This window comes from Asaccharospora irregularis DSM 2635 (assembly GCF_900129815.1).
In the GTDB taxonomy this organism is placed as follows: domain Bacteria; phylum Bacillota; class Clostridia; order Peptostreptococcales; family Peptostreptococcaceae; genus Asaccharospora; species Asaccharospora irregularis.
The window spans coordinates 126,163-148,687 of record NZ_FQWX01000001.1 but is presented as its reverse complement, the minus strand read 5'-3'; the positions used below and the strand labels follow the sequence as shown (position 1 = coordinate 148,687).

General features: G+C 30.5%; 21 protein-coding genes and 1 other annotated feature. Of the genes, 19 read left to right on the top strand and 2 right to left on the bottom strand.

What is annotated here, in order from left to right:
* The first annotated feature begins 20 nt into the window (after positions 1–20).
* On the top strand, positions 21–155 hold the full coding sequence (locus BUB34_RS13000) for a 4Fe-4S dicluster domain-containing protein (protein ID WP_242948787.1): 135 nt from the start codon (positions 21–23) through the stop codon (positions 153–155).
* A gap of 36 nt (positions 156–191) precedes the next feature.
* On the opposite strand, the gene BUB34_RS00665 is transcribed toward BUB34_RS13000, so the two are convergent.
* Positions 192–602 carry a RusA family crossover junction endodeoxyribonuclease gene (locus BUB34_RS00665; RefSeq protein ID WP_073123237.1) on the bottom strand — a complete coding sequence of 137 codons (411 nt, stop codon included), beginning with the start codon at positions 600–602 and terminating at the stop codon, positions 192–194.
* Between the two features lie 63 nt (positions 603–665).
* Between BUB34_RS00665 and queG the strand changes: the two genes are divergently transcribed.
* The 14 genes from queG to thrS all read left to right on the top strand — a co-directional run bounded on the left by queG (position 666) and on the right by thrS (position 17,580).
* The gene (gene queG, locus BUB34_RS00660; protein ID WP_073123235.1) at positions 666–1,568 is read left to right on the top strand and encodes a tRNA epoxyqueuosine(34) reductase QueG; all 903 of its coding nucleotides are present in this window, start codon (positions 666–668) and stop codon (positions 1,566–1,568) included.
* Between the two features lie 103 nt (positions 1,569–1,671).
* Positions 1,672–3,912, top strand: coding sequence for a Lon protease family protein (locus BUB34_RS00655; protein ID WP_242948786.1), 2,241 nt, complete (start codon positions 1,672–1,674; stop codon positions 3,910–3,912).
* Between the two features lie 110 nt (positions 3,913–4,022).
* The gene (nth, locus tag BUB34_RS00650; RefSeq protein WP_073123234.1) at positions 4,023–4,661 is read left to right on the top strand and encodes an endonuclease III; all 639 of its coding nucleotides are present in this window, start codon (positions 4,023–4,025) and stop codon (positions 4,659–4,661) included.
* A 199-nt stretch (positions 4,662–4,860) separates the two neighbouring features.
* Positions 4,861–5,331 carry a tRNA (uridine(34)/cytosine(34)/5-carboxymethylaminomethyluridine(34)-2'-O)-methyltransferase TrmL gene (trmL, locus tag BUB34_RS00645; RefSeq protein WP_073123232.1) on the top strand — a complete coding sequence of 157 codons (471 nt, stop codon included), beginning with the start codon at positions 4,861–4,863 and terminating at the stop codon, positions 5,329–5,331.
* A 44-nt stretch (positions 5,332–5,375) separates the two neighbouring features.
* Complete coding sequence (locus BUB34_RS00640; RefSeq protein ID WP_073123230.1) at positions 5,376–6,221, top strand: DegV family protein; 846 nt, start codon at positions 5,376–5,378, stop codon at positions 6,219–6,221.
* Positions 6,222–6,362: 141 nt separating this feature from the next.
* Positions 6,363–7,391: a BMP family ABC transporter substrate-binding protein gene (locus BUB34_RS00635; protein ID WP_073123228.1), complete on the top strand. Its 1,029-nt coding sequence runs from the start codon at positions 6,363–6,365 to the stop codon at positions 7,389–7,391.
* 215 nt (positions 7,392–7,606) lie between these two features.
* Positions 7,607–8,671, top strand: coding sequence for a BMP family lipoprotein (locus BUB34_RS00630; RefSeq protein WP_073123227.1), 1,065 nt, complete (start codon positions 7,607–7,609; stop codon positions 8,669–8,671).
* A 295-nt stretch (positions 8,672–8,966) separates the two neighbouring features.
* Positions 8,967–10,538, top strand: a complete 1,572-nt coding sequence (locus tag BUB34_RS00625; RefSeq protein WP_073123225.1) for an ABC transporter ATP-binding protein — start codon at positions 8,967–8,969, stop codon at positions 10,536–10,538.
* Positions 10,528–11,622 (top strand): ABC transporter permease, encoded by a 1,095-nt coding sequence (locus BUB34_RS00620; protein WP_073123223.1) that lies wholly within the window; start codon positions 10,528–10,530, stop codon positions 11,620–11,622. The genes BUB34_RS00625 and BUB34_RS00620 overlap by 11 nt, the downstream gene beginning before the upstream one ends.
* A complete protein-coding gene (locus BUB34_RS00615) occupies positions 11,622–12,557 on the top strand; it encodes an ABC transporter permease (protein ID WP_073123221.1) in 936 nt (311 codons plus the stop codon). Before BUB34_RS00620 ends, BUB34_RS00615 begins: the two co-directional genes overlap by 1 nt.
* A 416-nt stretch (positions 12,558–12,973) precedes the next feature.
* Positions 12,974–13,735 (top strand): DUF6873 family GME fold protein, encoded by a 762-nt coding sequence (locus tag BUB34_RS00610; RefSeq protein ID WP_073123219.1) that lies wholly within the window; start codon positions 12,974–12,976, stop codon positions 13,733–13,735.
* 2 nt (positions 13,736–13,737) lie between these two features.
* Positions 13,738–14,583: a putative sporulation protein YtxC gene (locus tag BUB34_RS00605; RefSeq protein WP_242948785.1), complete on the top strand. Its 846-nt coding sequence runs from the start codon at positions 13,738–13,740 to the stop codon at positions 14,581–14,583.
* Positions 14,584–14,692: 109 nt separating this feature from the next.
* Positions 14,693–15,295, top strand: coding sequence for a DUF445 domain-containing protein (locus BUB34_RS00600; protein ID WP_073123217.1), 603 nt, complete (start codon positions 14,693–14,695; stop codon positions 15,293–15,295).
* Positions 15,296–15,369: 74 nt separating this feature from the next.
* Positions 15,370–15,592 (top strand) — a binding site (T-box leader).
* 68 nt (positions 15,593–15,660) lie between these two features.
* Positions 15,661–17,580 carry a threonine--tRNA ligase gene (thrS, locus tag BUB34_RS00595; RefSeq protein WP_073123215.1) on the top strand — a complete coding sequence of 640 codons (1,920 nt, stop codon included), beginning with the start codon at positions 15,661–15,663 and terminating at the stop codon, positions 17,578–17,580.
* A 79-nt stretch (positions 17,581–17,659) separates the two neighbouring features.
* On the opposite strand, the gene ftsH is transcribed toward thrS, so the two are convergent.
* Positions 17,660–19,063, bottom strand: coding sequence for an ATP-dependent zinc metalloprotease FtsH (gene ftsH, locus BUB34_RS00590; RefSeq protein WP_073123213.1), 1,404 nt, complete (start codon positions 19,061–19,063; stop codon positions 17,660–17,662).
* Positions 19,064–19,596: 533 nt separating this feature from the next.
* Here ftsH and infC point away from each other — a divergent pair.
* The 4 genes from infC to BUB34_RS00570 all read left to right on the top strand — a co-directional run bounded on the left by infC (position 19,597) and on the right by BUB34_RS00570 (position 22,499).
* The gene (gene infC, locus BUB34_RS00585) at positions 19,597–20,133 is read left to right on the top strand and encodes a translation initiation factor IF-3 (protein WP_242948784.1); all 537 of its coding nucleotides are present in this window, start codon (positions 19,597–19,599) and stop codon (positions 20,131–20,133) included.
* Between the two features lie 27 nt (positions 20,134–20,160).
* On the top strand, positions 20,161–20,355 hold the full coding sequence (gene rpmI, locus BUB34_RS00580; protein WP_073123212.1) for a 50S ribosomal protein L35: 195 nt from the start codon (positions 20,161–20,163) through the stop codon (positions 20,353–20,355).
* Between the two features lie 55 nt (positions 20,356–20,410).
* On the top strand, positions 20,411–20,767 hold the full coding sequence (gene rplT / locus BUB34_RS00575; RefSeq protein ID WP_073123210.1) for a 50S ribosomal protein L20: 357 nt from the start codon (positions 20,411–20,413) through the stop codon (positions 20,765–20,767).
* A gap of 355 nt (positions 20,768–21,122) precedes the next feature.
* The gene (locus BUB34_RS00570; protein ID WP_242948783.1) at positions 21,123–22,499 is read left to right on the top strand and encodes a TrkH family potassium uptake protein; all 1,377 of its coding nucleotides are present in this window, start codon (positions 21,123–21,125) and stop codon (positions 22,497–22,499) included.
* The last annotated feature ends 26 nt before the right edge of the window (positions 22,500–22,525 follow it).

Sequence of the window (22,525 nt, the reverse complement as noted above, 5' to 3'; positions counted from 1 at the left end):
TTATAATAAAAACATATAAATTGGGTGGGGAAAGATATGATGCAAATGCAGCAAAACCTAGTGAATGTGAAGACTGTGGCCTGTGTGAAACTAGATGCCCATATGAATTACCAATAAGAAAAATGTTAAAAAATGTAGTTGAAAAACTTGGATAGAGTATATAAGTACATTAAAAAGGGCTGGTTGAATATTCAACAGCCCTTTTTGAAAACGTCGTATTTAATATCGTATTCTGATATAGGATAAAGTTCTATTTCTACACGGGGATTTTCTTTATCTATAAAATCAAATAACAAAACAGGTTTAAGCTGTTTGTCATTTTTTATAATTCCGCTTTTTTCTATACCATCACAGATACTTTTAGGATAATTGTGCAGATCACCTATTCGTTTATCTGGGAAGTATAACTTTAAAATAGTTATTAAATTTTCCTCTATAGCTTCACCCTGGTACTGTCTATTTATGTGACCAGCAACCATATTTTCATATGCTAAGTATTTAGAATGTTTGCCTTTTGAAGGCATCCATGCTTGACCGTGGACATTATGAAGCTTAAAGTTAGATTTACTAATAGGTCTACCTGGTATTACAATTTTAATCAAATTATCACCATCTTTCACTCTAGTTATTATAATCATAATATATCATTAATGGAAGGAAATTTTATGGATAAATTAAAATTAAGAGAGTTTTGCAACTCAATAGGACTTAAATGTATGGGCATAGCTGGAGTAGGTCCATACTACGATTTAGAAAAAAAATTAATTGATAGAATAGAAAAAAACTATATTACTGGAATGGAAGAAGAGGCATTGGAGAAAAGAATAAATCCAAAACTCACACTTGAAGATGCCAATTCAGTAATTGTAATAGCATTTCCATATTATATAGGAGAGTGTGGAAATTCAAATATATCTAAATATTGCTATGGCAAGGACTATCATATCGTGGTGAAAGATAAGCTTCAACAAATATGTGACTATATAGATAAAGAAGTAGAGGGCTTTAACTACAAGATATTTTCAGACAATGGGCCACTAGTGGATAGATATATGGCATATTTATCGGGGATAGGATATTTTGGGATAAATAACAACATAATAACAGATCAATATGGTTCATATGTTTTTATAGGATATATTATAAATAATTATGAATTTGTTTTGGATAAACCTACAGACAAAACCTGTCTAAAGTGTGGAAAATGTGTAAAATATTGTCCGGGAAATGCTCTTTTGGGAAATTATAATATGGATCCTAGAAAATGCTTATCATATATATCGCAGAAAAAGGGAGATTTATCAAAAGATGAGGAGAAAAAATTAAATAAAAATAAAAAAGTATTTGGGTGTGATATATGTCAAGAAGTTTGTCCTCATAATATAGGTATAAAAACAACTGACATAGATGAATTTAAAGAAGACTTAATAAAAGTCATAGATCATGAAGAAATAAATAATATATCAAATAAAGAGTTTAAAAGAAGGTATAAGGATAGGGCATTTAGCTGGAGAGGTAAAAATATAATAAAAAGAAATTTAGAAATAATATCAAAAGAGTTTGAGTAAAAGTAAAATAAAACGACCCCGTTTCATATACTTTAATATGTGTTGTTATTTCCGAAATAGAATTACTATGAAGTTGAGATATAGTAGATAGGGGGCGTATATTATGTTGAAGTACAATAATACATCTGAGATAGAGCCGCTAAAAAAGACGCTAGGTCAGCAAAGAGCAGTGGAAGCTATGGAAATAGGGTTGAGTATAGATAATCCAGCCTACAATATATATGTAGCTGGAGATGCTGGTACAGGGAAAGGCACATATGTACTAGAAACTTTAGGTAAAAATGCAAAAAATAAAAATACACATAAGGACTGGTGCTATGTATATAATTTTGTAGATCAGAGAGAGCCCATAATAATAGGGCTGAAAAGAGGATTGGGAAGAGAATTTAAAAATGATATAGAAAAATTAATAGAAAATCTTTTGGATGAGATAAAGGATGCATTTGAAAGTGAAGATTTTGAGTTAGCCAAAAATCAGCTTATTGAAGATTATGAAATTGAGAAAGAAGAACTATTAAAAAGAATAAAAAAATATGGGGAAGAAAAGGGCTTCAAGTTAAAAAGCAGCAAAGTTGGGATAGTGTTCGTACCGATGGATGAGGAACAAGAGGAAAGTGAACCATCAGAAATAGAATTCTATAAGTCAAAGAGAGAGTTAGAAAGTATGGCTATTCAATTAATCTATAAGATTAAGGATTTAGAAGAAGCTGCAAAAAAAGAAGTTATAAGGCTAGAAGACGAGATAGCTAAATTAGTTCTAGAGCCACATATAGAAATACTGACTGAAAAGTATAAAGACTATCCAAAAGTTATAGAGTATTTAAAAAAAATAGAGATAGATATATTGGAGTATATTTATCTGTTTTATATGGAAGAAGATGAATTAAAGGAAAAGTATGATAAAGAACACTTTATTAGATATAGGGTAAACTTGTTTGTGGATAATGGTGCTGAAGAATATAAAGATAAAGCACCTGTTGTTGTAGAAACTAACCCTACACCATCAAACTTGTTTGGCAAAGCTGAGTATGATTACTATAACGGAAGCATAAAAACTGACTTTACAAAAATAATGCCAGGGTCTGTCCATAAAGCAAATGGTGGCTGCTTAGTAATATACATGGATCAAATATTGAGATACGCAACATCATGGGATATGCTAAAAAGAGTTATTAAATCTAAAAAAATAAGTGTAGAGACTCAAACTTGTATAAAACCAGAACATATGGCAGTTGATTTTAAAGTTGTACTTATAGGAAGTAATTATATTTATAATTTGCTATATAAATATGATAATGAATTTGCTAAGTACTTTAAAATATTTGTGGATTTTGATAACATAATGGATAAAACAGAAGAAAATGAATATGGAGTAGCCCAATTTGTGTCATATCAGTGTGACAAAAATAACCTTAAACATTTCACTTATGATGCAGTTCAAGAAATAGTTAAATATAGCACCAGATTGGCTGGCGATAAGTATAAATTATCTACTGAGTTTAACAAGATAATGGAAATATTAATAGAGGCTGATGCCTATAGTAAACTTAGGGATAATAAGTATGTAGACAGGGAAGATGTAAAGAAGGCTATATCACAGAGAAGAAAAAGATTGAGCAAGATAGAAGATAAAATGGAGGAATCGATAAAAAAAGGTTTTACTCTTATAGAGACAGAAGGAAGCAAAGTAGGAGTTATAAATGGATTATCAGTTTTAAATGTAGGAGAGTATTCGTTTGGTAAGCCATCTAGGATAACTGTGACTACAAGTCATGGAAATAAAGGGATAGTTAATATAGAGAGAGAAGTAGATATGAGTGGTTCCATACACAGCAAAGGAGTTATGATATTAGGTGGATACTTGGCAGAAAACTTTGCTCAGAAGTTTCCTCTATCCTTAAATGCGTATATATGTTTTGAACAAAATTATGGTGGTGTTGATGGAGATAGTGCTTCTGGAGCAGAGTTGTACGCACTAATATCATCACTTAGCGAGGTCCCTTTAAAACAAAACATAGCAGTAACAGGGTCTATAAATCAAAAAGGAGATATACAAGTAGTAGGTGGAATTAATGAAAAAGTAGAGGGATTTTACTCTCTATGCAATAAAAGAGGCTTGGAAAATGATTACGGAGTTATAATACCAAAAAATAATAAAAGAAACTTGGTTTTAAATGATGAAGTAAATGAAGCTATTGAGGCTGGAAAATTTAAAATCTATGAGATAGAAAGAGTAGAGGAAGCAATTGAGATTCTAACTGATAAACCTTTTGATGAGGTTAAGAAATTAGCTGAATACAAGTTATTTAGTTTTAGTGAAATTCAAAATACAAAAAATAAATAAAGATTTGCTAACTTAACCAAAAGCTATCTCAAAGTCAGAAATTAATCAGCATCTTAAAGGAAAATTTGAGGTAGCTTTTTATGTAAAAAATAAAATTTGAGGAGATTCTAATGAAAAAAATAAATGAAATACTTGATAGTTTAGAAAAACTTTACCCAGATGCAAAATGTGAGTTAAACTATACAACTCCATTCGAACTTTTAATAGCTACAATATTGTCAGCACAATGTACTGATGTTAGGGTAAATAAGGTAACAGCAGAGTTGTTTAAAAAATATAATACAGCTCATCAATTTGCAAGGTTAACAGAAGAAGAAATTGGAGAGGAAATAAAAACTTGTGGACTTTATAGAAGCAAGGCAAAAAAAATAAGAGAAACATCAGAAAAATTGAGCACTCTTTATAATGGTGAAGTTCCAGATAAACTAGAAGAACTTATAGAGCTTCCAGGGGTAGGTAGGAAGACTGCAGGTGTAGTTCTTAGCAATGCCTATAAACAGCCATTTATAGCTGTAGATACTCATGTATTTAGAGTTTCAAATAGAATCGGTATAGTTGACACTAAGACGCCTGAAAAAACTGAGTTTGCCCTTATGGAAGTTATACCTAAGGAGAGATGGTCACATTCTCATCATCTTTTGATTTTTCATGGAAGAAGAATGTGTAAAGCTAGAAAACCAGAGTGTGATCAATGTCCTATAAAAAATGATTGTAATTATTACCAAGAAGGAAAAGAAAGTAAAAAATAGAATTAATATATTAATATTATTAGCATAGAAAAAGTTTTCCTACAGCCTTATATGAATTTATTATGAAGTTTAATAAAGAACGTTTTGTAGTGTAATGAATTTCTGTTATAATTATAGGTATATTCAAAAATGGTTAAAAGAAATCATACAATATAATATATAAGTACATATAGGTAAGAGCAGGACTAAGGAGGATATTATGTCTTTAAATGTAGTTTTAGTAGAACCAGAGATACCTCAAAATACAGGTAATATAATAAGAACTTGTGCAGCTACAGGAGCGACTTTGCACTTAGTTAGGCCGTTAGGATTTTCTTTAGATGATAAGCACTTGAAGAGATGCGGGCTTGACTATTGGGATATAGCTAATATACAATATTATGATAGTTTCGAAGAGGTAAAAGAAAAATATCCAGATAGTAAGTTTTTTTATTCTACAACTAAAGTTAATCAATCACATTCAGATGTGGAATTTGAGGATAACTCTTTTATAGTGTTTGGAAAAGAAACCAAAGGATTACCAAAGGAATTAATAGAAAAAAATTTAGAAACGTGTATAAGAATACCTATGATAGATATAGAGAAGGCTAGATCTTTAAATCTATCCAATTCAGTTGCCATAGTTGTTTATGAAGCATTAAGACAATTAGGGTATCCTAATATGAGATAATCTTAGTGAATATAAATAAGATTTAAGGAGGGGCGTATTAACAAATGGATGACTTAAAAATAATATGCGATAGTTTGTCAGATATACCACAGAGTTTTATTGATAAATATGATTTAGATATAGTGCCACTAACTGTTATATTAGAAGGAAAAGAGTACAGGGACGGTGTAGATATATCCAATGATGAGTTTTATAGAATACTTAGAGAGGGAAAAGTATACCCGAAAACATCTCAAGCTACTTATACTCAATTTAAGGATATATTTGAAAAGTATACAAATCAGGGAAAAAAAATACTTTACATAGCAGGTTCTGCAGTTGCAACTGGGACATACCAAAGTGCTGTTATGGCAAAAAATGATATAGACGGAGAAATATATGTATATGACTCTAATATGCTTTGTTTTGGGATAGGTATGATGGTCATAAAAGCAGCAGAGCTTTCAAGAGAAGGAAAAACTATAGATGAAATAATAGCTGTTTTAGATAAAATGAAAGAAGATGTATTCGTATTATTTTCGGTTGATACGCTAGAATATTTACAAAAAGGCGGAAGGATATCTTCTACAAAGGCGGCTATAGGTAGTATATTAAATATAAAACCGATACTTGAAATAAAAGATGGATTAGTTTCTCAGATATCTCAAGTAAGAGGAAAGAAAAATGTTGTATCAAAAATAATAGAACTACTAAAGGCAAATTGTGGAGAAGATTTATCTGATCAAGTTGTATACGTAGGCTATAGTGATGATTTCAAAGAAAAAGAACAGTTAGCTAAAGCAGCTAAAGAACAATTAAATCCTAAGGAAATAGTATTTTTCCAAATAGGAGCATGTATAGGTACTCATGGAGGTCCGGGAGTAACGGGGATTATGTGTTTAAGAAAATAATTAAAAGGGCTTAATAGCCCTTTTTTAAAATACATTAAGAATTGCGTTCTGTGTAGAAAAAATGGCAAAAATGATGTATTATAAAAAAGACCAGGTAATAAGATTATATAACCTACAATAATTTAAAAAAGGAGATAATATATGAAACTAAACAAGATATTGGTTTTAGGCCTAGTTACAGTTATGACTACATTGACATTAGTTGGATGTAGTACAGGCAAAAGCAATGAAAAAAATGAATCGACAAAAGAAAAAGATAGTTCTTCAAATATAAAGGTTGCAATGATTACAGATAGTGAAGAAGGTAATAATACCTTTATTAATAAAGGGGCTTTATCAGGATTAAATAAGGCTAAAAATGAATTGGATGTAGATGTACAAACATTAGATGTAAAAAAATCAGATGAAATCTCTAAAGAGCTAGAGTCTTTGTGTGAAGAAAAACCACAACTTATAATAGGTGTTGGGAGTAGGTTTGCCAATGATATAAAATCTTTTGCTTCAAAGTATCCAAAGCAACAATTCGCTATTGTAGACTATAAATATGAAGAACAACCATCAAATGTAACTTCTATTGTATTTGATGATAATATTTCAGCTTATTTAGCTGGATTTATAGCACAAAAAATGACAGAAACAGGTACTGTAGGTTTTATCGGTGGATTAGAGGGCGAAGTAAGATTGAAAAATGAGGCTGGATTTAAAGCCGGTGTTTTAGAGGCAGGAGAAAATGCTAGACCAGTTGTTACTAAATATGTAGATGTATTTTCAAATCCAGAGTCTGCTAAAGATGCAGCAAGAGATATGATTGAAAATGACGGTGTAGATGTAATATTTTCAGCAACAGAGGACGATGGAAAAGGAGCTATAGAAGTAGCTAAGGAAACTGGTAAAAAAGCCATAGGGTTTAATGGTGATCAAAGTTCATTAGATGCTGATAGAGTTTTGAGTTCAACAATTAAAAATGTAGATATACCAATATACAATTTGGTAAATTCTTTGGTAACTGGAGAATTTAAAGGTGGACAAGTCATAGAGAACACATTAGATATGAACGCTGTTGGAATATCTTCAAGTAGTGATAAAAATATACCACCAGATGTATTAGAAAGTATAAAGTCAATACTAGAAAAAGTAAAAGATGAAGAGATTGCTGTACCAGAAAAATAGATAAAAACCTCCATTTGATTTAAGTTTAAAACTTCCAAATGGAGGTTTTTTACTTATGCATAGGTATAGTTTCATAGCATTATAAATAAAATAATACTCCCTATTTAATAAATAATATAAATAGATTAAAAAACGATTAATTTTAATGGATAAAAATTAATTAATTGAGAAATATTATATATATACATAAATTAAATTAGAGGAGGATTATGATTATGAGATCAAAACTAGGATTTAAAAAAATCATTACAGTTGCTATGATTTTTGCAATGGCTACATCTATGATTGCTGGGTGTGCTAATAAGAATAAAGAAAATGAGGCACCAACATCCAATAAAGATAAAAAAATAAAAATAGCTATGGTAACTGATACAGGTGGCGTAAATGACCAATCTTTTAATCAATCAGCTTGGGAAGGTCTAAAGAAAATCCAAGATAAATATGGCAAAGATAAAGTACAAGTTAAATACTTAGAGTCAAAACAAGATGCAGATTATATAGCTAACATAGAAACACTATATGATGAAGGAAATGATTTGATTGTAGGAGTAGGATATAACTTAGCTAATGCAATAAAGGAATCTGCTGAGAATTATCCAAAACAAAATTTTGCAATAGTAGATTATTCTTATGGAAAAGAACAACCTAAAAATGTAAAATCTATACTATTCAACGATCAAGAGGCCGCTTACCTTGTTGGGGTTGTAGCAGGTAAAATGACGAAATCCAACAAAGTAGGGTTTATAGGTGGAAAAAAAGGAGACGTTATAAGTAGATTTGAATATGGATACAAGGCTGGCGTTCAATCTGTAAATAAGGATATACAGGTAATGGCTCAATATGCAGATTCATTTACAGATTCAGCAAAAGGTAAAGCAATAGCTAATCAAATGCACAAAAATGGAGTAGATGTAATATTCACAGCTGCAGGAGATGTAGGAACAGGAGCTATAGAAGCAGCTAAGGAAAGTAATAAATATGCAATAGGTGTGGATAGAGACCAAAGTAATTTAGCTCCAAAAAATGTTATCACTTCTTCAATGAAAAGAGTAGACAATGCAATATATTCAATAACTGAAGAAGTAATCAATGGTAAATTTAAAGCAGGAGATACTGTAGTATATGGTCTAAAAGACGATGGTGTAGGAATAGCTTCTACAACTGATAAATTAGTAGATTCTAAAATATTAGATGAAGTAAATGCTACAAAAGAAAAGATTGTAAAGGGTGAAATAAAAGTACCTGGAAGTGAAAAAGAATTTAATGAAATTAGCAAATAGATATTTATATATATAAATAAGTATGGGCATAGAGATTAATCCTTTTTATAGGTCTATTAAACTCTATGCCTTTTATAATATAATCGATATTTCTATTTGTTTTGGAAATAATAATATTTGATAAATAAAAAAGTTATTGTTCTATTTAGAAAACTAAATTTATAATTATAATTGCCTAAATAATTTGGTATAATAAGGTGAAAAACGAAAATGTCGAAAAAAATTGTTATATTGAGTATATTTTAGTATAATAGAAATACTGAATAAATATAAATGAGGAGGGTGATGAAGATCAATGAATAATAGTAACATCGATTACAGCAAAAAAGTTGTAGAGATGAAAAAAATAACTAAGAAGTTCGGAGATTTTGTTGCTAATGAAAATATAGACTTAACTGTACATAAAGGTGAAGTACATGCCCTTTTAGGTGAAAATGGGGCAGGAAAGTCTACGCTTATGAATATATTATATGGATTATATCATCCAACTGATGGAGAAATATATATAAATAATGAATTAGTAAAAGTAGACAATCCTAATATAGCTATATCAAAGGGAATAGGAATGGTGCATCAGCACTTTATGCTTGTTCAACCATTTACAGTAGCTCAAAACATAGTTCTTGGAATAGAACCTACGAAGGTTGGGGGAACTATAGATATGAAAAAAGCTATTGATGATGTAAAAGAATTGTCGGATAGATACGGATTATATGTAGACCCTATGTCTAAGGTTGAAGATATAACTGTTGGGATGCAACAAAGAGTAGAAATATTAAAGGCTTTATATAGAGGTGCGGAGATATTAATACTTGATGAGCCTACGGCGGTTCTTACACCACAGGAAATTCAAGAACTTATACAAATTATAAGAAATTTAACAAAAGAAGGAAAATCAGTAATTATAATAACTCATAAACTAAAAGAAATAAAAGCGGTGGCTGATAATTGTACGATAATAAGAAGAGGTAAATATATAGATACAGTTAAAGTTTGCGAGACTAGCGAGGACGATCTAGCGGCTATGATGGTAGGTAGAGAAGTAAGCTTTAAGGTAGATAAAGCTGAGGCATCACCTAAAGAAACCGTTTTAGAAATACAAAATTTATTAGCTAAAGACAATAGAAAGATAGATGTTATAAACAATTTATCATTAGAAGTTAGGGCAGGAGAAATATTAGGAGTTGCAGGTATTGATGGAAACGGTCAATCTGAACTAGTAGAAGTTTTAACGGGCCTTAGAAAAGCTGAGTCAGGAAGTATAAAGGTAAATGGTAAGGAAGTTATAAACAAAACACCTATAGAAATATTCAAAACTGGGATAAAAAATATTCCAGAAGATAGACAAAAAAGGGGTCTAGTACTAGACTTTAGTGTTTCGGAAAATATGATATTACAAAATTATAAAAATGAGAAATTCTCTAAAAATGGAATATTAAATCATGATGCAATATCTGAACATGCAAAAACTATAGTTGAAAGATTTGATATAAGACCTACTGATTATACAGTTCAAGCAAGAGCTCTATCTGGTGGTAATCAACAAAAGATTATAATAGGTAGAGAAGTTGACAATATAGAAACATCAAAAAATAGAGAAAACGAACCTCAGGTATTAATTGCAACACAACCGACAAGAGGTCTAGATGTTGGGGCAATTGAATTTGTACACAAAGCATTGATAAAACAAAGAGATGAAGGAAATGCAGTTTTATTAGTATCTTTAGAACTAGATGAAGTTATGAATGTATCTGATAGAATAGCTGTTATATATGAAGGTGAAATAGTAGGAATAGTTGATGCTAAGGATGCAGATGAAAATACATTAGGTTTCATGATGGCAGGAGGTAAAAAGGATGAGCAATAAAATAGAAAAATCAAAGAAAAAATCCTCAGCTGGCAGCACTATATTATTTTCAGTTATATCAATAATATTAGGACTAGTAGTTGGAGCGATAGCACTAACTATGGCAGGATTTAGTCCTTTTGAAGCTTATGGAGCGATGTTAAAGGGTATATTTGGCAAGCCTAAGTTTATAGCGTGGACTATTATAATGTCTACACCATTAATACTAACGGGTCTTTCAATTGCCTTTGCATTTAAGACGGGACTATTTAATATAGGTGCAGAGGGACAATTTATAATAGGTGCTCTTGTTGCAACTATGGTTGGAGCAGGATTGGATTTACCAGCAATAATACATGTACCATTAACTCTTATAATGGCAGCATTAGGAGGAGCAATATGGGGTGGATTTGCAGGATGGCTTAAATCTAAATTTGGAATAAATGAGGTAATAGCTACTATAATGCTTAACTGGATAGCATTCTATTTAAGCAACTTTATGGTAAAGACTACATGGTTAGCTAAACCAAATAGTGAAGCTTCCCTTGATATACATGAATCAGCAAGTATAGGTATTGACTGGATGAAGGGACTAGTAGGTCCAGCAACTAAGGTAAACTGGGGTATAATTATATCTATAATACTTGTTCTTATAATTGCTTTTATATTAGTTAAAACAACTCTAGGATTTGAATTAAGAGGAGTAGGACACAATAAAGATGCAGCGGAATATGGCGGAATAAATGTTAAAAGATCTATACTTCAATCTATGGCAATAGCTGGATTACTTGCAGGGATTGCTGGTGCAATACAAGTAATGGGTGTATCTCATAATATAACTATACTAGCAGCACAAGAAGGGTATGGATTTGACGGGATAGCTGTAGCCTTAATAGCAAATAGTAACCCTATTGGTGTAGTATTCTCAGGATTATTATTTGGAGCATTTAAATACGGCGGAACTAAAATGCAAGCCATGGGAGCTCCATCTGAAGTAATAAATATAGTTATAGGTTCGATAGTTTATTTTATAGCACTAAGCAGTGTTTTAAGAATTGTATATACAAAAATGCAGCAAAAAAGAGCTAAAGGGGGGAATGAATAATGGAAGATTTAGCGTTAATACTTAGTACAACATTGATGTATTCTACTCCCCTTATATTCGCAGCGCTAGGAGGAGTATTTTCAGAAAACTCAGGAATAGTTAACATAGGAATAGAAGGTATGATGACTATGGGTGCGTTTGCGGGGGCAACAGCAGGATATATGTTAGGAAATCCTTGGCTTTCATTTTTAATAGGAGGATTAGCAGGAGCATTATTTGCTTTGATACATGCGATTGCAACGGTAAGCTTTAATGCAGATCATACTATATCAGGTGTTGCACTAAACTTATTAGCACCTGGGGTGGCGTTATTTGCCTCAAAAATAATATTTGATGGGGCAACTATGACTCCTACAATATCTATGGAAAATAAGATTCCAAGACCATTAGCTGGTGTATTTGAAGGTGGAGGAATACTTGATACTATATTTAATACTTATGCCACAGTGTATATAGCATTTATATTGGTGGCTATAGTATGGTATGTACTATACAAAACTAAATTTGGTCTTAGAGTAAGAGCGGTAGGAGAGCATCCAGGTGCAGCAGACACATTAGGTGTTAATGTTTCAAAAATAAGATATGCAGCTGTTATTATATCAGGACTACTAGCTGGTTTTGGTGGAGCATCTTTAAGTTTAGCAGTTGTATCATCATTCAGACCTACTCTTATATCTGGACAAGGATATATAGCAATGGCAGCTGTAATATTTGGTAAGTGGAGACCTCAATGGGCTATGGTAGCTTGTTTATTATTCGGTTTTTCTACGTCATTATCGGTATACTTTGGAAATCCACAGTTACCATTTTCTATAAATGAAAACCTACTATCTATGATTCCATATATAGTAACATTAATAGTACTTGTACTGTTTGTAAAAAGTTCTAAAGCTCCAGCGGCTCTTGGAAATACTTACAAAAAAGGTGAAAGATAAATTTGTATTTAAAGTTAGTATATAAGACCTAAATACAATTAGATTAAAATAAAATAAATAAAGTAAAAAGGGTATGGATTTACTAAAATTCATACCCTTTTTGTTTAGAACCTTATATAGAGGAACGCATATAATATTATAATAAAAAATATGTGGGGGATTAAAATGTATAGAGAATTATCAAGTAAAAATAAGGATGAGTGACATATAAAATAACTAGAGTATTCTTGAATTTAACTGAGTTAAAAATTAATACATAAAAATTTAGTGAGAATATATAAAATAATAATACTAATAGTTGGATATATGTTAATAATATAAAGTATAGGGAATTTATAATTATAGTAGAATAAAATTTTTGAGTTTTGATAATATTAATATTTAGTGGCCATAATTTTTTTGGGGGAGGTGCAGAAGTGAATTTCACAGAAGAACCATTTATATTAACAGATGATCTTGCATTAGCATTAGTGGACAGAAGAATTACTTACCAAGCAGAAAATGAATTAAAAAAAAGGAATATTGAAATAATAAAGACTATAGCGTGTGATGAAGTATATAAAAGCATAAGATATCATCCGGATATATGTGTATGTAATTTAGGGAAGGGAGATATTGTTGTTGCACCGAATGTATATAGTGAATATAAAAAAATACTGAGTCCGTACAATTTTAATGTAATAAAGGGTAGGAGCGCTATACAGAATAAGTATCCATATAATATACAGTACAATGTAGCTATATTGGGCAAACATGCAATACATAACTTTAAATATACGGATGAAAGTATACTGAGTTACATAGATAAAAACAATCTAAATAAAATAAATGTACAACAAGGTTACTCTAAGTGTTCTATATGTATAGTTGATGATAATTCTATAATAACATCTGATGTAGGTATTTTTAATAGCGTAAAAGATACTGACATTGAATGTCTTTTAATAGAAGAGGGACATATAGAATTATTTGATATGAGCTATGGATTTATAGGTGGTTGTACAGGAATGATTTCAAAAAATCAAATAGCCTTTTATGGCGATATAAAGAACCATCCAGATTATGAAAAAATAAAAGGATTTATACAGAGTAGAGGGAAAGAGATAGTTATACTTAGCAGTGAGAAGTTATTGGATTTAGGTTCCATAGTTCCTCTTATGACTAGAAAGGAGCGATAAAATTGACGAAAAAAGATATTTGTGTAGGTTTATTACCGCAGTACAAAATTCCTGCAATGAAGTTTTTAAATAATAATAAATTCAACAAAAAATTGGTATGTAATGATGATATGATAGAAGTAATGATAAATGCAGATCAAAATGAGTGCTTAGGGACCAAGGTAATCAATAAAGATGAAGATGGAGCTAAATTACTAAGTATAGATGAAATATCAAAGGATATAACAGATTTAATAATAAATATAATGAAGGACAAACTATTAAAAGAATATATTTTAAAGCAGTATGGAAATGCATATAAAGACGATAAAGATAACATCTATATTTACTCCTTAAAAATATTTGAGCAAAAGGAAGTTTTTATAAGAGATACTATAGTGAATAGAGTATACAATTACATATTGAACAACAATTATATAAATGTAGATGGATTTGTCAAGTTTAGAATGAAAGAGTTTATGGGGTATATATCAACTATAGGTGACATAGCTCTGGAAGAGTACTTGATGGAAAAAGACCATGAGGAATTTATAAAAGTATTAAAATATTTTGTCGATATACAACAAGAAAAAATAGAGTTGTTAAGAGTGCATATATTAGATGATAATTCGTTTATTTTGTATGATAAAGATGGCAATAAAATAGAAAATATAGACGATGAAGATATCATAAATATGGTTATAAAAGAAAATTTAAATTATGAAGATTTTTTAATAAGCACGCTACTAACCCTATGTCCCAAAAAAATAGAAATAGTTAATTTACTAAATGACAATTGCTCTAAAGAAATAATAGAAACAATTAAGTCTATATTTGGTGATAGGGTAAAAATTATCTTGCCAAATTAATTTATTATAAAAAAGTCCTTTTTAAATTAGTATTTAAGCCTTATAATTAGTTATAGTGAAAATACATTATAATTAAAATAATTGAGAGAAGATATAAGGAGATACTGAGATGGACAACGTAATAAGAATATTAATTTTGGCTATTATTGGAGGGGCTATTGGATACATAACTAACGTAGTTGCGATAAAGTTAATATTTAGACCTATAGTACCAGTAAAGATACCTATTTTAAATATAGAGATATTAGGACTTATACCAAAGAGAAAAAAAGATATAGCCAAAAATATAGGTGAGGTAATTGAAGAAGAATTAATATCTATAGATGAGATACTAGAAAATGTAATAACAGAAGAAGATAAAGAAAACATTGTTACATATATAAAAGCAAGAATGAAGATCATAATAGGCGAGAAGGTACCATTTATACCTAGTGCAATAAAAAATATAATTGATGGTTATATGGGAGATATAATAGAGGAAGAAGTAAGAAAGAGTATAGATGAATTATCTGAAAAAATGGTTGAAAAGGCTAGTGACCGTATAAATATACAACAAATTATAGAAGAAAAAATCAATGAACTTGACTTATACAAACTAGAAGAAATAATAATTAAGATTTCAAAAAATGAGCTAAAGCAAATAGAGATATTTGGATTAATACTAGGATTTGGAATAGGTATAATTCAAGGATTAATTACTATATTTATATAGTAAATAATATTATTGATTGATGTATAATTGTCTGGTATAATGGTAATAAATTATTATATAAACATAAATTATATTAAATTGCTATGAAAAAGGAAGAGTAGATTAGCAGCCGTTTATAAGAGATTATGGGTCTTAGGCTGAGAGCCCATTTAAATAGGACTATTTGAAAACTACCTTTGAGCAGAACTTAGTAGCATACTATGTGAAAGTGTTCGGTTGACTACCGTATAGTCTTCAAGAGGGTGATATTTTATACACCAACTTGGGTGGAACCACGAATTAATACTCGTCCCAAATATTTTTATTTGGGGCGAGTTTTTAATTTTAAGGGAATAAAAAATATATTATACTTAGGAGGAAAAATCATGATAAAAGTTACTTTAAAAGATGGATCAGTAAGAGAATTTGATGAAGAAATTTCTGTTCTTGATATAGCGAAATCTATCAGTGAAGGTTTGGCTAGAGCAGTAGTTGCAGCATCAATAGATGGTAAAGTAGTAGGTTTAAATCATATAGTAAAAGAAGACTGTGAGTTAAATTTATTTAAATTTGATGATGCAGAAGGTAAGGATGTATTTAGACATACATCAGCTCACATATTGGCTCAGGCTATAAAGAGACTGTACCCGGAGGCTAAATTTGCTATAGGGCCAACTGTAGACAATGGATTTTACTATGATATAGATTTAGAGCATAGATTAACAAGTGAAGATTTAGAAAAATTAGAAAAAGAAATGAAGAAGATAGCTAAAGAAGACTTACCTGTTGAAAGATACGAATTGCCAAGAGAAGAAGCTTTAGCTTGGGCTAAAGAAAATGATGAAATATACAAAGTAGAACTTATAGAAGAATTACCAGAAGGAGAAATAATATCTTTTTATAAGCAAGGGGACTTCACAGATTTATGTAGAGGGCCACACCTTCCTTCAACTAAAAAGGTTAAGGCGGTTAAGTTATTAAGCGTAGCAGGTGCTTACTGGCGTGGAGATGAAAAAAATAAAATGCTTCAAAGAATATACGGTATAACTTTTGAAAAGAACAAGGATTTAGAAGAGTACCTACACATGTTAGAAGAAGCTAAAAAAAGAGACCATAGAAAATTAGGTAAGGAATTAGATTTATTCTTTATACCAGAGGAAGGCCCAGGGTTCCCATTATTCTTACCAAAAGGAATGGAATTAAAAAATGAATTATTAAAATTCTGGAGAGAAATACACAGAGAAGATGGATATGTTGAGATAGAAACACCTATAATATTAAATCAAAAATTATGGGAAACTTCAGGTCACTGGTACAATTACAAAGAAAATATGTATACTGTAAATATAGATGATGAATTATTTGCAATAAAACCAATGAACTGTCCAGGGTCTTTAATTTATTATAATTCTAAACCACATTCATATAAAGAATTCCCTATAAAGGCGGCTGAACTGGGTAGAGTTCATAGACATGAATTATCAGGAGCATTACATGGACTTATGAGAGTTAGAGCATTTACTCAAGATGATGCACATATATTCATGTTGCAAGAACAAATCAAAGACCAAATAAAGGGAGTAGTTGACTTAATAGATAGAGTTTATAAAACTTTCGGATTTGAATATCATCTAGAATTATCGACTAGACCAGAAAAATCAATGGGGTCAGATGAAGATTGGGAAGCAGCAGAAAATGGACTAAGAGAAGCATTAGAAGAATTAAATCTTCCATATATATTAAATGAAGGTGACGGTGCATTCTACGGACCTAAGATAGACTTCCACTTAAGAGACTGTATAGGAAGAACATGGCAATGCGGAACTATACAATTAGATATGCAACTTCCTCAAAGATTTGATATTACTTATGTAGGTCAAGATGGTGAAAAGCATAGACCAGTTATGATTCATAGGGTTGCATTTGGAAGTATAGAGAGATTTATAGGAATATTAATAGAGCATTATGCTGGTAAATTCCCAGTTTGGTTGGCTCCAACTCAAGTAAGAATACTTCCTATATCTGATAAATACAATGATTATGCTAATGAAGTTAAAAAAGTGTTATTCCAAAAAGGAATAAGAGTTGAGATTGATGATAGAGCAGAAAAAACAGGATTTAAGATAAGAGAAGCTCAACTTCAAAAAATACCATACATGATAGTTGTTGGTGAAAAAGAAGCTGGAGAAAATAAAGTATCTGTAAGATCAAGAGACAAAGGTGAGTTAGGAAGTCTTGAATTAAATGAATTTATAGATATTATATCAAAAGAAGTAGAAGAAAGAGTTAATGTAATACAAGCTTAATAAGTAAAACTTAACAAAAGAAGGTGAACCTAAGATAAAAATATCTTAGGTTCACCTTTTTAAGATTAAAGACAGGCTTTTAATTAGCAGCCTCTTTTCTTATAAGATCTTTTAGTTCTTCGTGTGACATAGTTTCATTAGTGAAAAGATGCTTAGAAACTATATGTAGGTCATTGATGTTTTCCTCTAAAAGAGATAGTGTTTCTTTGTAGCAATTTTCCACTATACTATTTGCTTCTTTTTGGATTTTATCTGAAAGAATAGTTTTTGATTTATCATCGATAGTCATAAATCCTAAATTACTCATACCGTACTCACAAACCATTTGATTAGCTATTTCTGTCACCTTTTTAAGGTCGTCTTTAGCTCCAGTAGATTTGTGATTAAAAATAAGTTCCTCAGCAGCCTTTCCAGCAAGAAGTACTTTTATTTTAGAAATAAGTTCTTCTTTTGTGTAAATATATCTGTCCTCATCAGGAAGCTGAAGTACATATCCTAAAGCTTCACCTCTAGGAACTATGGATATTTTTTGTATAGGGCAAACCCCTAGAATATTACTAACAATAGCATGACCTGATTCATGATAGGCTACGATATTTTTCTCTTTTTCTATCAACACAGAGTTTTTAGACTCCAGTCCTGCTATAACTCTCTCTAATGCTTTATCAAAATGCTCTGATGTAATAACATTACTGTTGTTTCTAACAGCGAATATAGCAGCTTCATTTGCTATATTTGATAAATAAGCACCATTAAATCCATGAGTTTTTTTCGCTAAAAGCTGTAAATCAACAGACTTATCTAAAGGTTTATTGTTAGTATGTACTTTAAGTATTTCATACCTAGTGTGGTAATTGGGAGAACCTATACGGATATGTCTATCAAATCTTCCTGGCCTTAATAAAGCTTCATCAAGTAAATCAAGCCTATTTGTAGCACCTATGATTATTACATTAGAGTCTTTATTAAAACCATCCATTTCAACTAAAAGTTGATTTAGAGTTTGATCCTTTTCGTTGTTGCTTTCAAGATGTCTTTTTGCACCTATAGCATCTATTTCATCTATAAATATGATACTAGGGGCTTCTTTTCTGGCTTTTTCAAAAAGGGTTCTAACTCTTTTGGCTCCTACACCAACGTATTTTTCAACGAACTCAGATCCCGTTACATTGAAAAATGAAGAATTACTCTCTCCAGCAACTGCTGATGCAAGAAGAGTTTTACCGGTCCCAGGAGGTCCATAAAACAGAACTCCTTTAGGAATTTTGGCACCCATCTTTTTGTATTTGTCAGGAGATTTCAGGAAATCTACTATTTCAAACAATTCTTCCTTAACTTCTTCAAGACCAGCTACATCGTCAAAAGTAGTTTTAGGCTTTGAACAAGGGGAGTCATCGCTTGGAGTATCTTTCTCAAGTTTTGTCTGTGCAAATACAGGGACAGGTTTATTTAATTTTTTAAATAAGTTATCTAACATTTTCATAGTCATACACCTCGGATAATAAAATTAATCTTTTACTTTATATTTTCCAATTTTGCTAATATTTATTATTCAAAAATTCAATATTTATTGTTTAGAGTATTCTGCGTTATCCTTAAAGGGGCTACATGTTTCACAAATAATAATGACTTTGTACTATGAATAAATATCTAACATTTTTAAGTATAACCATAAAACAGATAAATAATTACTAATATGATAAATTTTAGAAATAAAATTATAATATTGCTAGTTTTTATTAAATTACATGATAGGTTATATCACAGAAGGGCTAGATTTTCCTGAGTTATAAATTTAAAATTATTTTTAAAAAAAATTAAAATTAGGTTGCAAAAATAAACTAGTAGTGATATAGTATATAGAGTACTGAGAAACAAAGAAGAAGTCCGCTTCTCACCTTACGACGAAAGTTAGTAAGGTAAATATAAGTTAAGCTTATTTTTATAAGCGTATTTAAATTTGGTAACTTATATGGCGGATGATTGTATCATTCGCCTTTTTATTGTATAAAATTATTGAAAAATTTTTGGAGGTGTCCTACTATTAGCAAAGAATTAGTAATAAATGAAAAAATAAGAGATAAAGAAGTTAGAGTTATTTCCGACAGTGGAGAACAGCTTGGAGTAATGCCTACTAAGGAAGCACAATTAATGGCAAGTAGCAAGAGTTTAGATTTAGTTCAAATATCGCCTAACGCTAATCCGCCAGTATGTAAAATAATGGACTTTGGAAAGTATAAATATGAGCAGGCGAGAAAAGAGAAAGAATCTAAGAAAAAGCAAAAAATTATAACAGTAAAAGAAGTAAGACTTAGACCAGGAATTGAACAAAATGATTTAAATACTAAAGCTAACAATGCTATTAAGTTCCTTAAAAAAGGAGATAAAGTAAAAGTTGAACTTAGATTTAGAGGAAGAGAATTAGGACATAAAGATATAGGAAAAGAAGTAATGCTTAAGTTTTTAGATATCGTAAAAGAGTTTGGAGAACCAGCAAAAGCCCCTGCATTTGAGGGTAATAATATGGTTGTAATAATAGATCCAAAAAAATAGATGATTAACTGAGAGGAGGAATTTGTCATGCCTAAAATGAAAACTCATAGAGGAGCAGCAAAGAGATTAAAGAAAACTGGAAGTGGAAAGTTAAAGAGATCTAAAGCATATAAAAGACATATATTAACTAAAAAATCTGCTAAGACTAAAATGCAATTAAGAAAATCAGGATTGGTTAGTGAAGGCGATGCTAAGAGAATAGCACAATTACTACCATACTAAGAATCGGATAAAAATAGATAAATAATTATAGAGGAAAACAAAGGAGGTCATACCGATGGCAAGAGTAAAAAAAGCTATGAATGCTCGTAAGAAGCACAAAAAAGTATTAAAACTTGCAAAAGGATTCATAGGATCTAGAAGCAAATTATATAGACCAGCAAATACATTCGTAATGAAGGCATTAAACAATGCATATATAGGTAGAAAGTTAAAGAAGAGAGACTTCAGAAAACTTTGGATACAAAGAATAAATGCAGCTGCTAGAATGAATGGAATATCTTATTCTAGATTAATGAATGGATTAAAATTAGCAGGAATTGAAGTAAACAGAAAGATGTTATCTGAAATGGCTATACATGATCCAGAAGGATTTGCTAAATTAGTAGAAGCTGCTAAAGCAAAATTAGCTTAATATAATTGAGATTTAAAAGTTATAGTTCTTATCGAGGGCTATAGCTTTTTTTATAATGCATAGAAAATTATAAAACAAATACTTATTACTTTATAAATACATATGGTTAAAAAATTGATATAATAGCATAATACTCTATATAAGATTATGAAAAAGTACAGTTAATTTTACTGAAAATATAGTCTATTTTACTAAATGTAAAATCGATGTTAAAGATTATATATAAGGCGTATAATATTGTTTTTTATATAGAATTTGGGATATAATATAGAAATGATTATAAATGATTATTGCTGATAGAGAATTTAATAGCAAATATTTACAGCTATAATCACCGAAGGAGGTCTGTATTAATTTGGGTAAAATAACCAAAAAACTTATCAAGGTAGTAAATAATATGCAGTCAACGCAAATTATGGTGATAGGTTTTGCTAGTGTGATTATAATCGGGGCTCTTTTATTAAACTTACCTATATCTACAAGAAGCGGAGAAAGTATAGGCCTTTTGGATGCCTTATTTACATCCACATCTGCGGTTTGTGTTACAGGATTGATAGTTGCAGATACAGCAACATATTGGAGTTTATTTGGGCAGATTGTCATAATAACGTTGATACAAATTGGTGGGTTGGGTTTCATGACTATAACTACATTATTTGCACTCATAACTAAGAAAAGGATAAATTTAAAAGAAAGACTCTTGATTCAAGAATCTCTAAATCAAATGGATTTATCTGGTTTGGTAAAACTTACTAGGTATGTTTTATTGACTACATTTTTAATTGAAGGTACAGGTGCACTTATGTTGTCTACTGTATTTATACCTCAATTTGGATTTTTGAAAGGTTCTTGGTATAGTATATTTCATGCTATATCAGCTTTTTGTAATGCGGGGTTTGATTTAATGGGTTCTGTTAGTGGACCGTTTTCTTCACTAACATCTTATGTAAACAATTTTACGATAACAATTACAATATCATTGTTGATAATTTTAGGTGGATTAGGATTTCCAGTTATACTCGATATAATAAAAAACAAAAAATTATCTAAATTAAATATACATTCTAAGTTGGTACTATTTACGACGGCTATCCTTATAGCTATCGGGATGGTATTTATATTGGTTGTAGAGTATAATAATAAAAAGACCTTGGGATCATTAGGGTTCGGAGGAAAGTTACTGGCATCTTTATTCCAATCAGTTACAACAAGAACAGCTGGATTTAATACAATAGATTTGACTATGATGAAAGAAAGTACATTGTTTGTAATGATTAACCTGATGCTTATCGGGGCCTCACCAGCATCCACAGGTGGAGGTATAAAAACAACTAGCTTAGCTACAATTATACTTACTGTAAGATGTTTTATACTTGGAAGACCTGATATAGAGGTTTTTGAAAGAAGAATAGGGACTACTATTGCCAGAAAGGCATTGGGTATATTTTTTATAGGAATATCAGTTGCTGTTTTAGGAACTTTGCTTATATCTTTAACTCAACCTCAATTTACCCTACTAGAATCAGGATTTGAGGTAGCATCTGCTTTTGCTACTGTAGGATTAAGTATAGGAGGAAGCGCAACATTAAGCGGTATAGGCAAGATTTTAATAATGATGTTCATGTTTATGGGAAGAGTAGGTTCCTTAACAATATTTATGGCGCTATTATCTAGAAGCACTAAGAAAAATCAACCAGTTAGATATCCAGAGGGTAGAATAATTGTAGGGTAATATACAATATATTTGGATAGATTTCT

Bases quoted from the DNA above. Each gene is read 5' to 3' on its own strand.
- queG (WP_073123235.1), top strand. From the start codon at position 666: ATGGATAAATTAAAATTAAGAGAGTTTTGCAACTCAATAGGACTTAAA.
- BUB34_RS00655 (WP_242948786.1), top strand. From the start codon at position 1,672: ATGTTGAAGTACAATAATACATCTGAGATAGAGCCGCTAAAAAAGACG.
- trmL (WP_073123232.1), top strand. From the start codon at position 4,861: ATGTCTTTAAATGTAGTTTTAGTAGAACCAGAGATACCTCAAAATACA.
- rpmI (WP_073123212.1), top strand. From the start codon at position 20,161: ATGCCTAAAATGAAAACTCATAGAGGAGCAGCAAAGAGATTAAAGAAA.
- BUB34_RS00600 (WP_073123217.1), top strand. From the start codon at position 14,693: ATGGACAACGTAATAAGAATATTAATTTTGGCTATTATTGGAGGGGCT.
- BUB34_RS00635 (WP_073123228.1), top strand. From the start codon at position 6,363: ATGAAACTAAACAAGATATTGGTTTTAGGCCTAGTTACAGTTATGACT.
- BUB34_RS00630 (WP_073123227.1), top strand. From the start codon at position 7,607: ATGAGATCAAAACTAGGATTTAAAAAAATCATTACAGTTGCTATGATT.
- ftsH (WP_073123213.1), bottom strand. From the start codon at position 19,063: ATGAAAATGTTAGATAACTTATTTAAAAAATTAAATAAACCTGTCCCT.
- BUB34_RS00615 (WP_073123221.1), top strand. From the start codon at position 11,622: ATGGAAGATTTAGCGTTAATACTTAGTACAACATTGATGTATTCTACT.
- BUB34_RS00640 (WP_073123230.1), top strand. From the start codon at position 5,376: ATGGATGACTTAAAAATAATATGCGATAGTTTGTCAGATATACCACAG.
- BUB34_RS00620 (WP_073123223.1), top strand. From the start codon at position 10,528: ATGAGCAATAAAATAGAAAAATCAAAGAAAAAATCCTCAGCTGGCAGC.
- BUB34_RS00625 (WP_073123225.1), top strand. From the start codon at position 8,967: ATGAATAATAGTAACATCGATTACAGCAAAAAAGTTGTAGAGATGAAA.
- rplT (WP_073123210.1), top strand. From the start codon at position 20,411: ATGGCAAGAGTAAAAAAAGCTATGAATGCTCGTAAGAAGCACAAAAAA.
- nth (WP_073123234.1), top strand. From the start codon at position 4,023: ATGAAAAAAATAAATGAAATACTTGATAGTTTAGAAAAACTTTACCCA.
- thrS (WP_073123215.1), top strand. From the start codon at position 15,661: ATGATAAAAGTTACTTTAAAAGATGGATCAGTAAGAGAATTTGATGAA.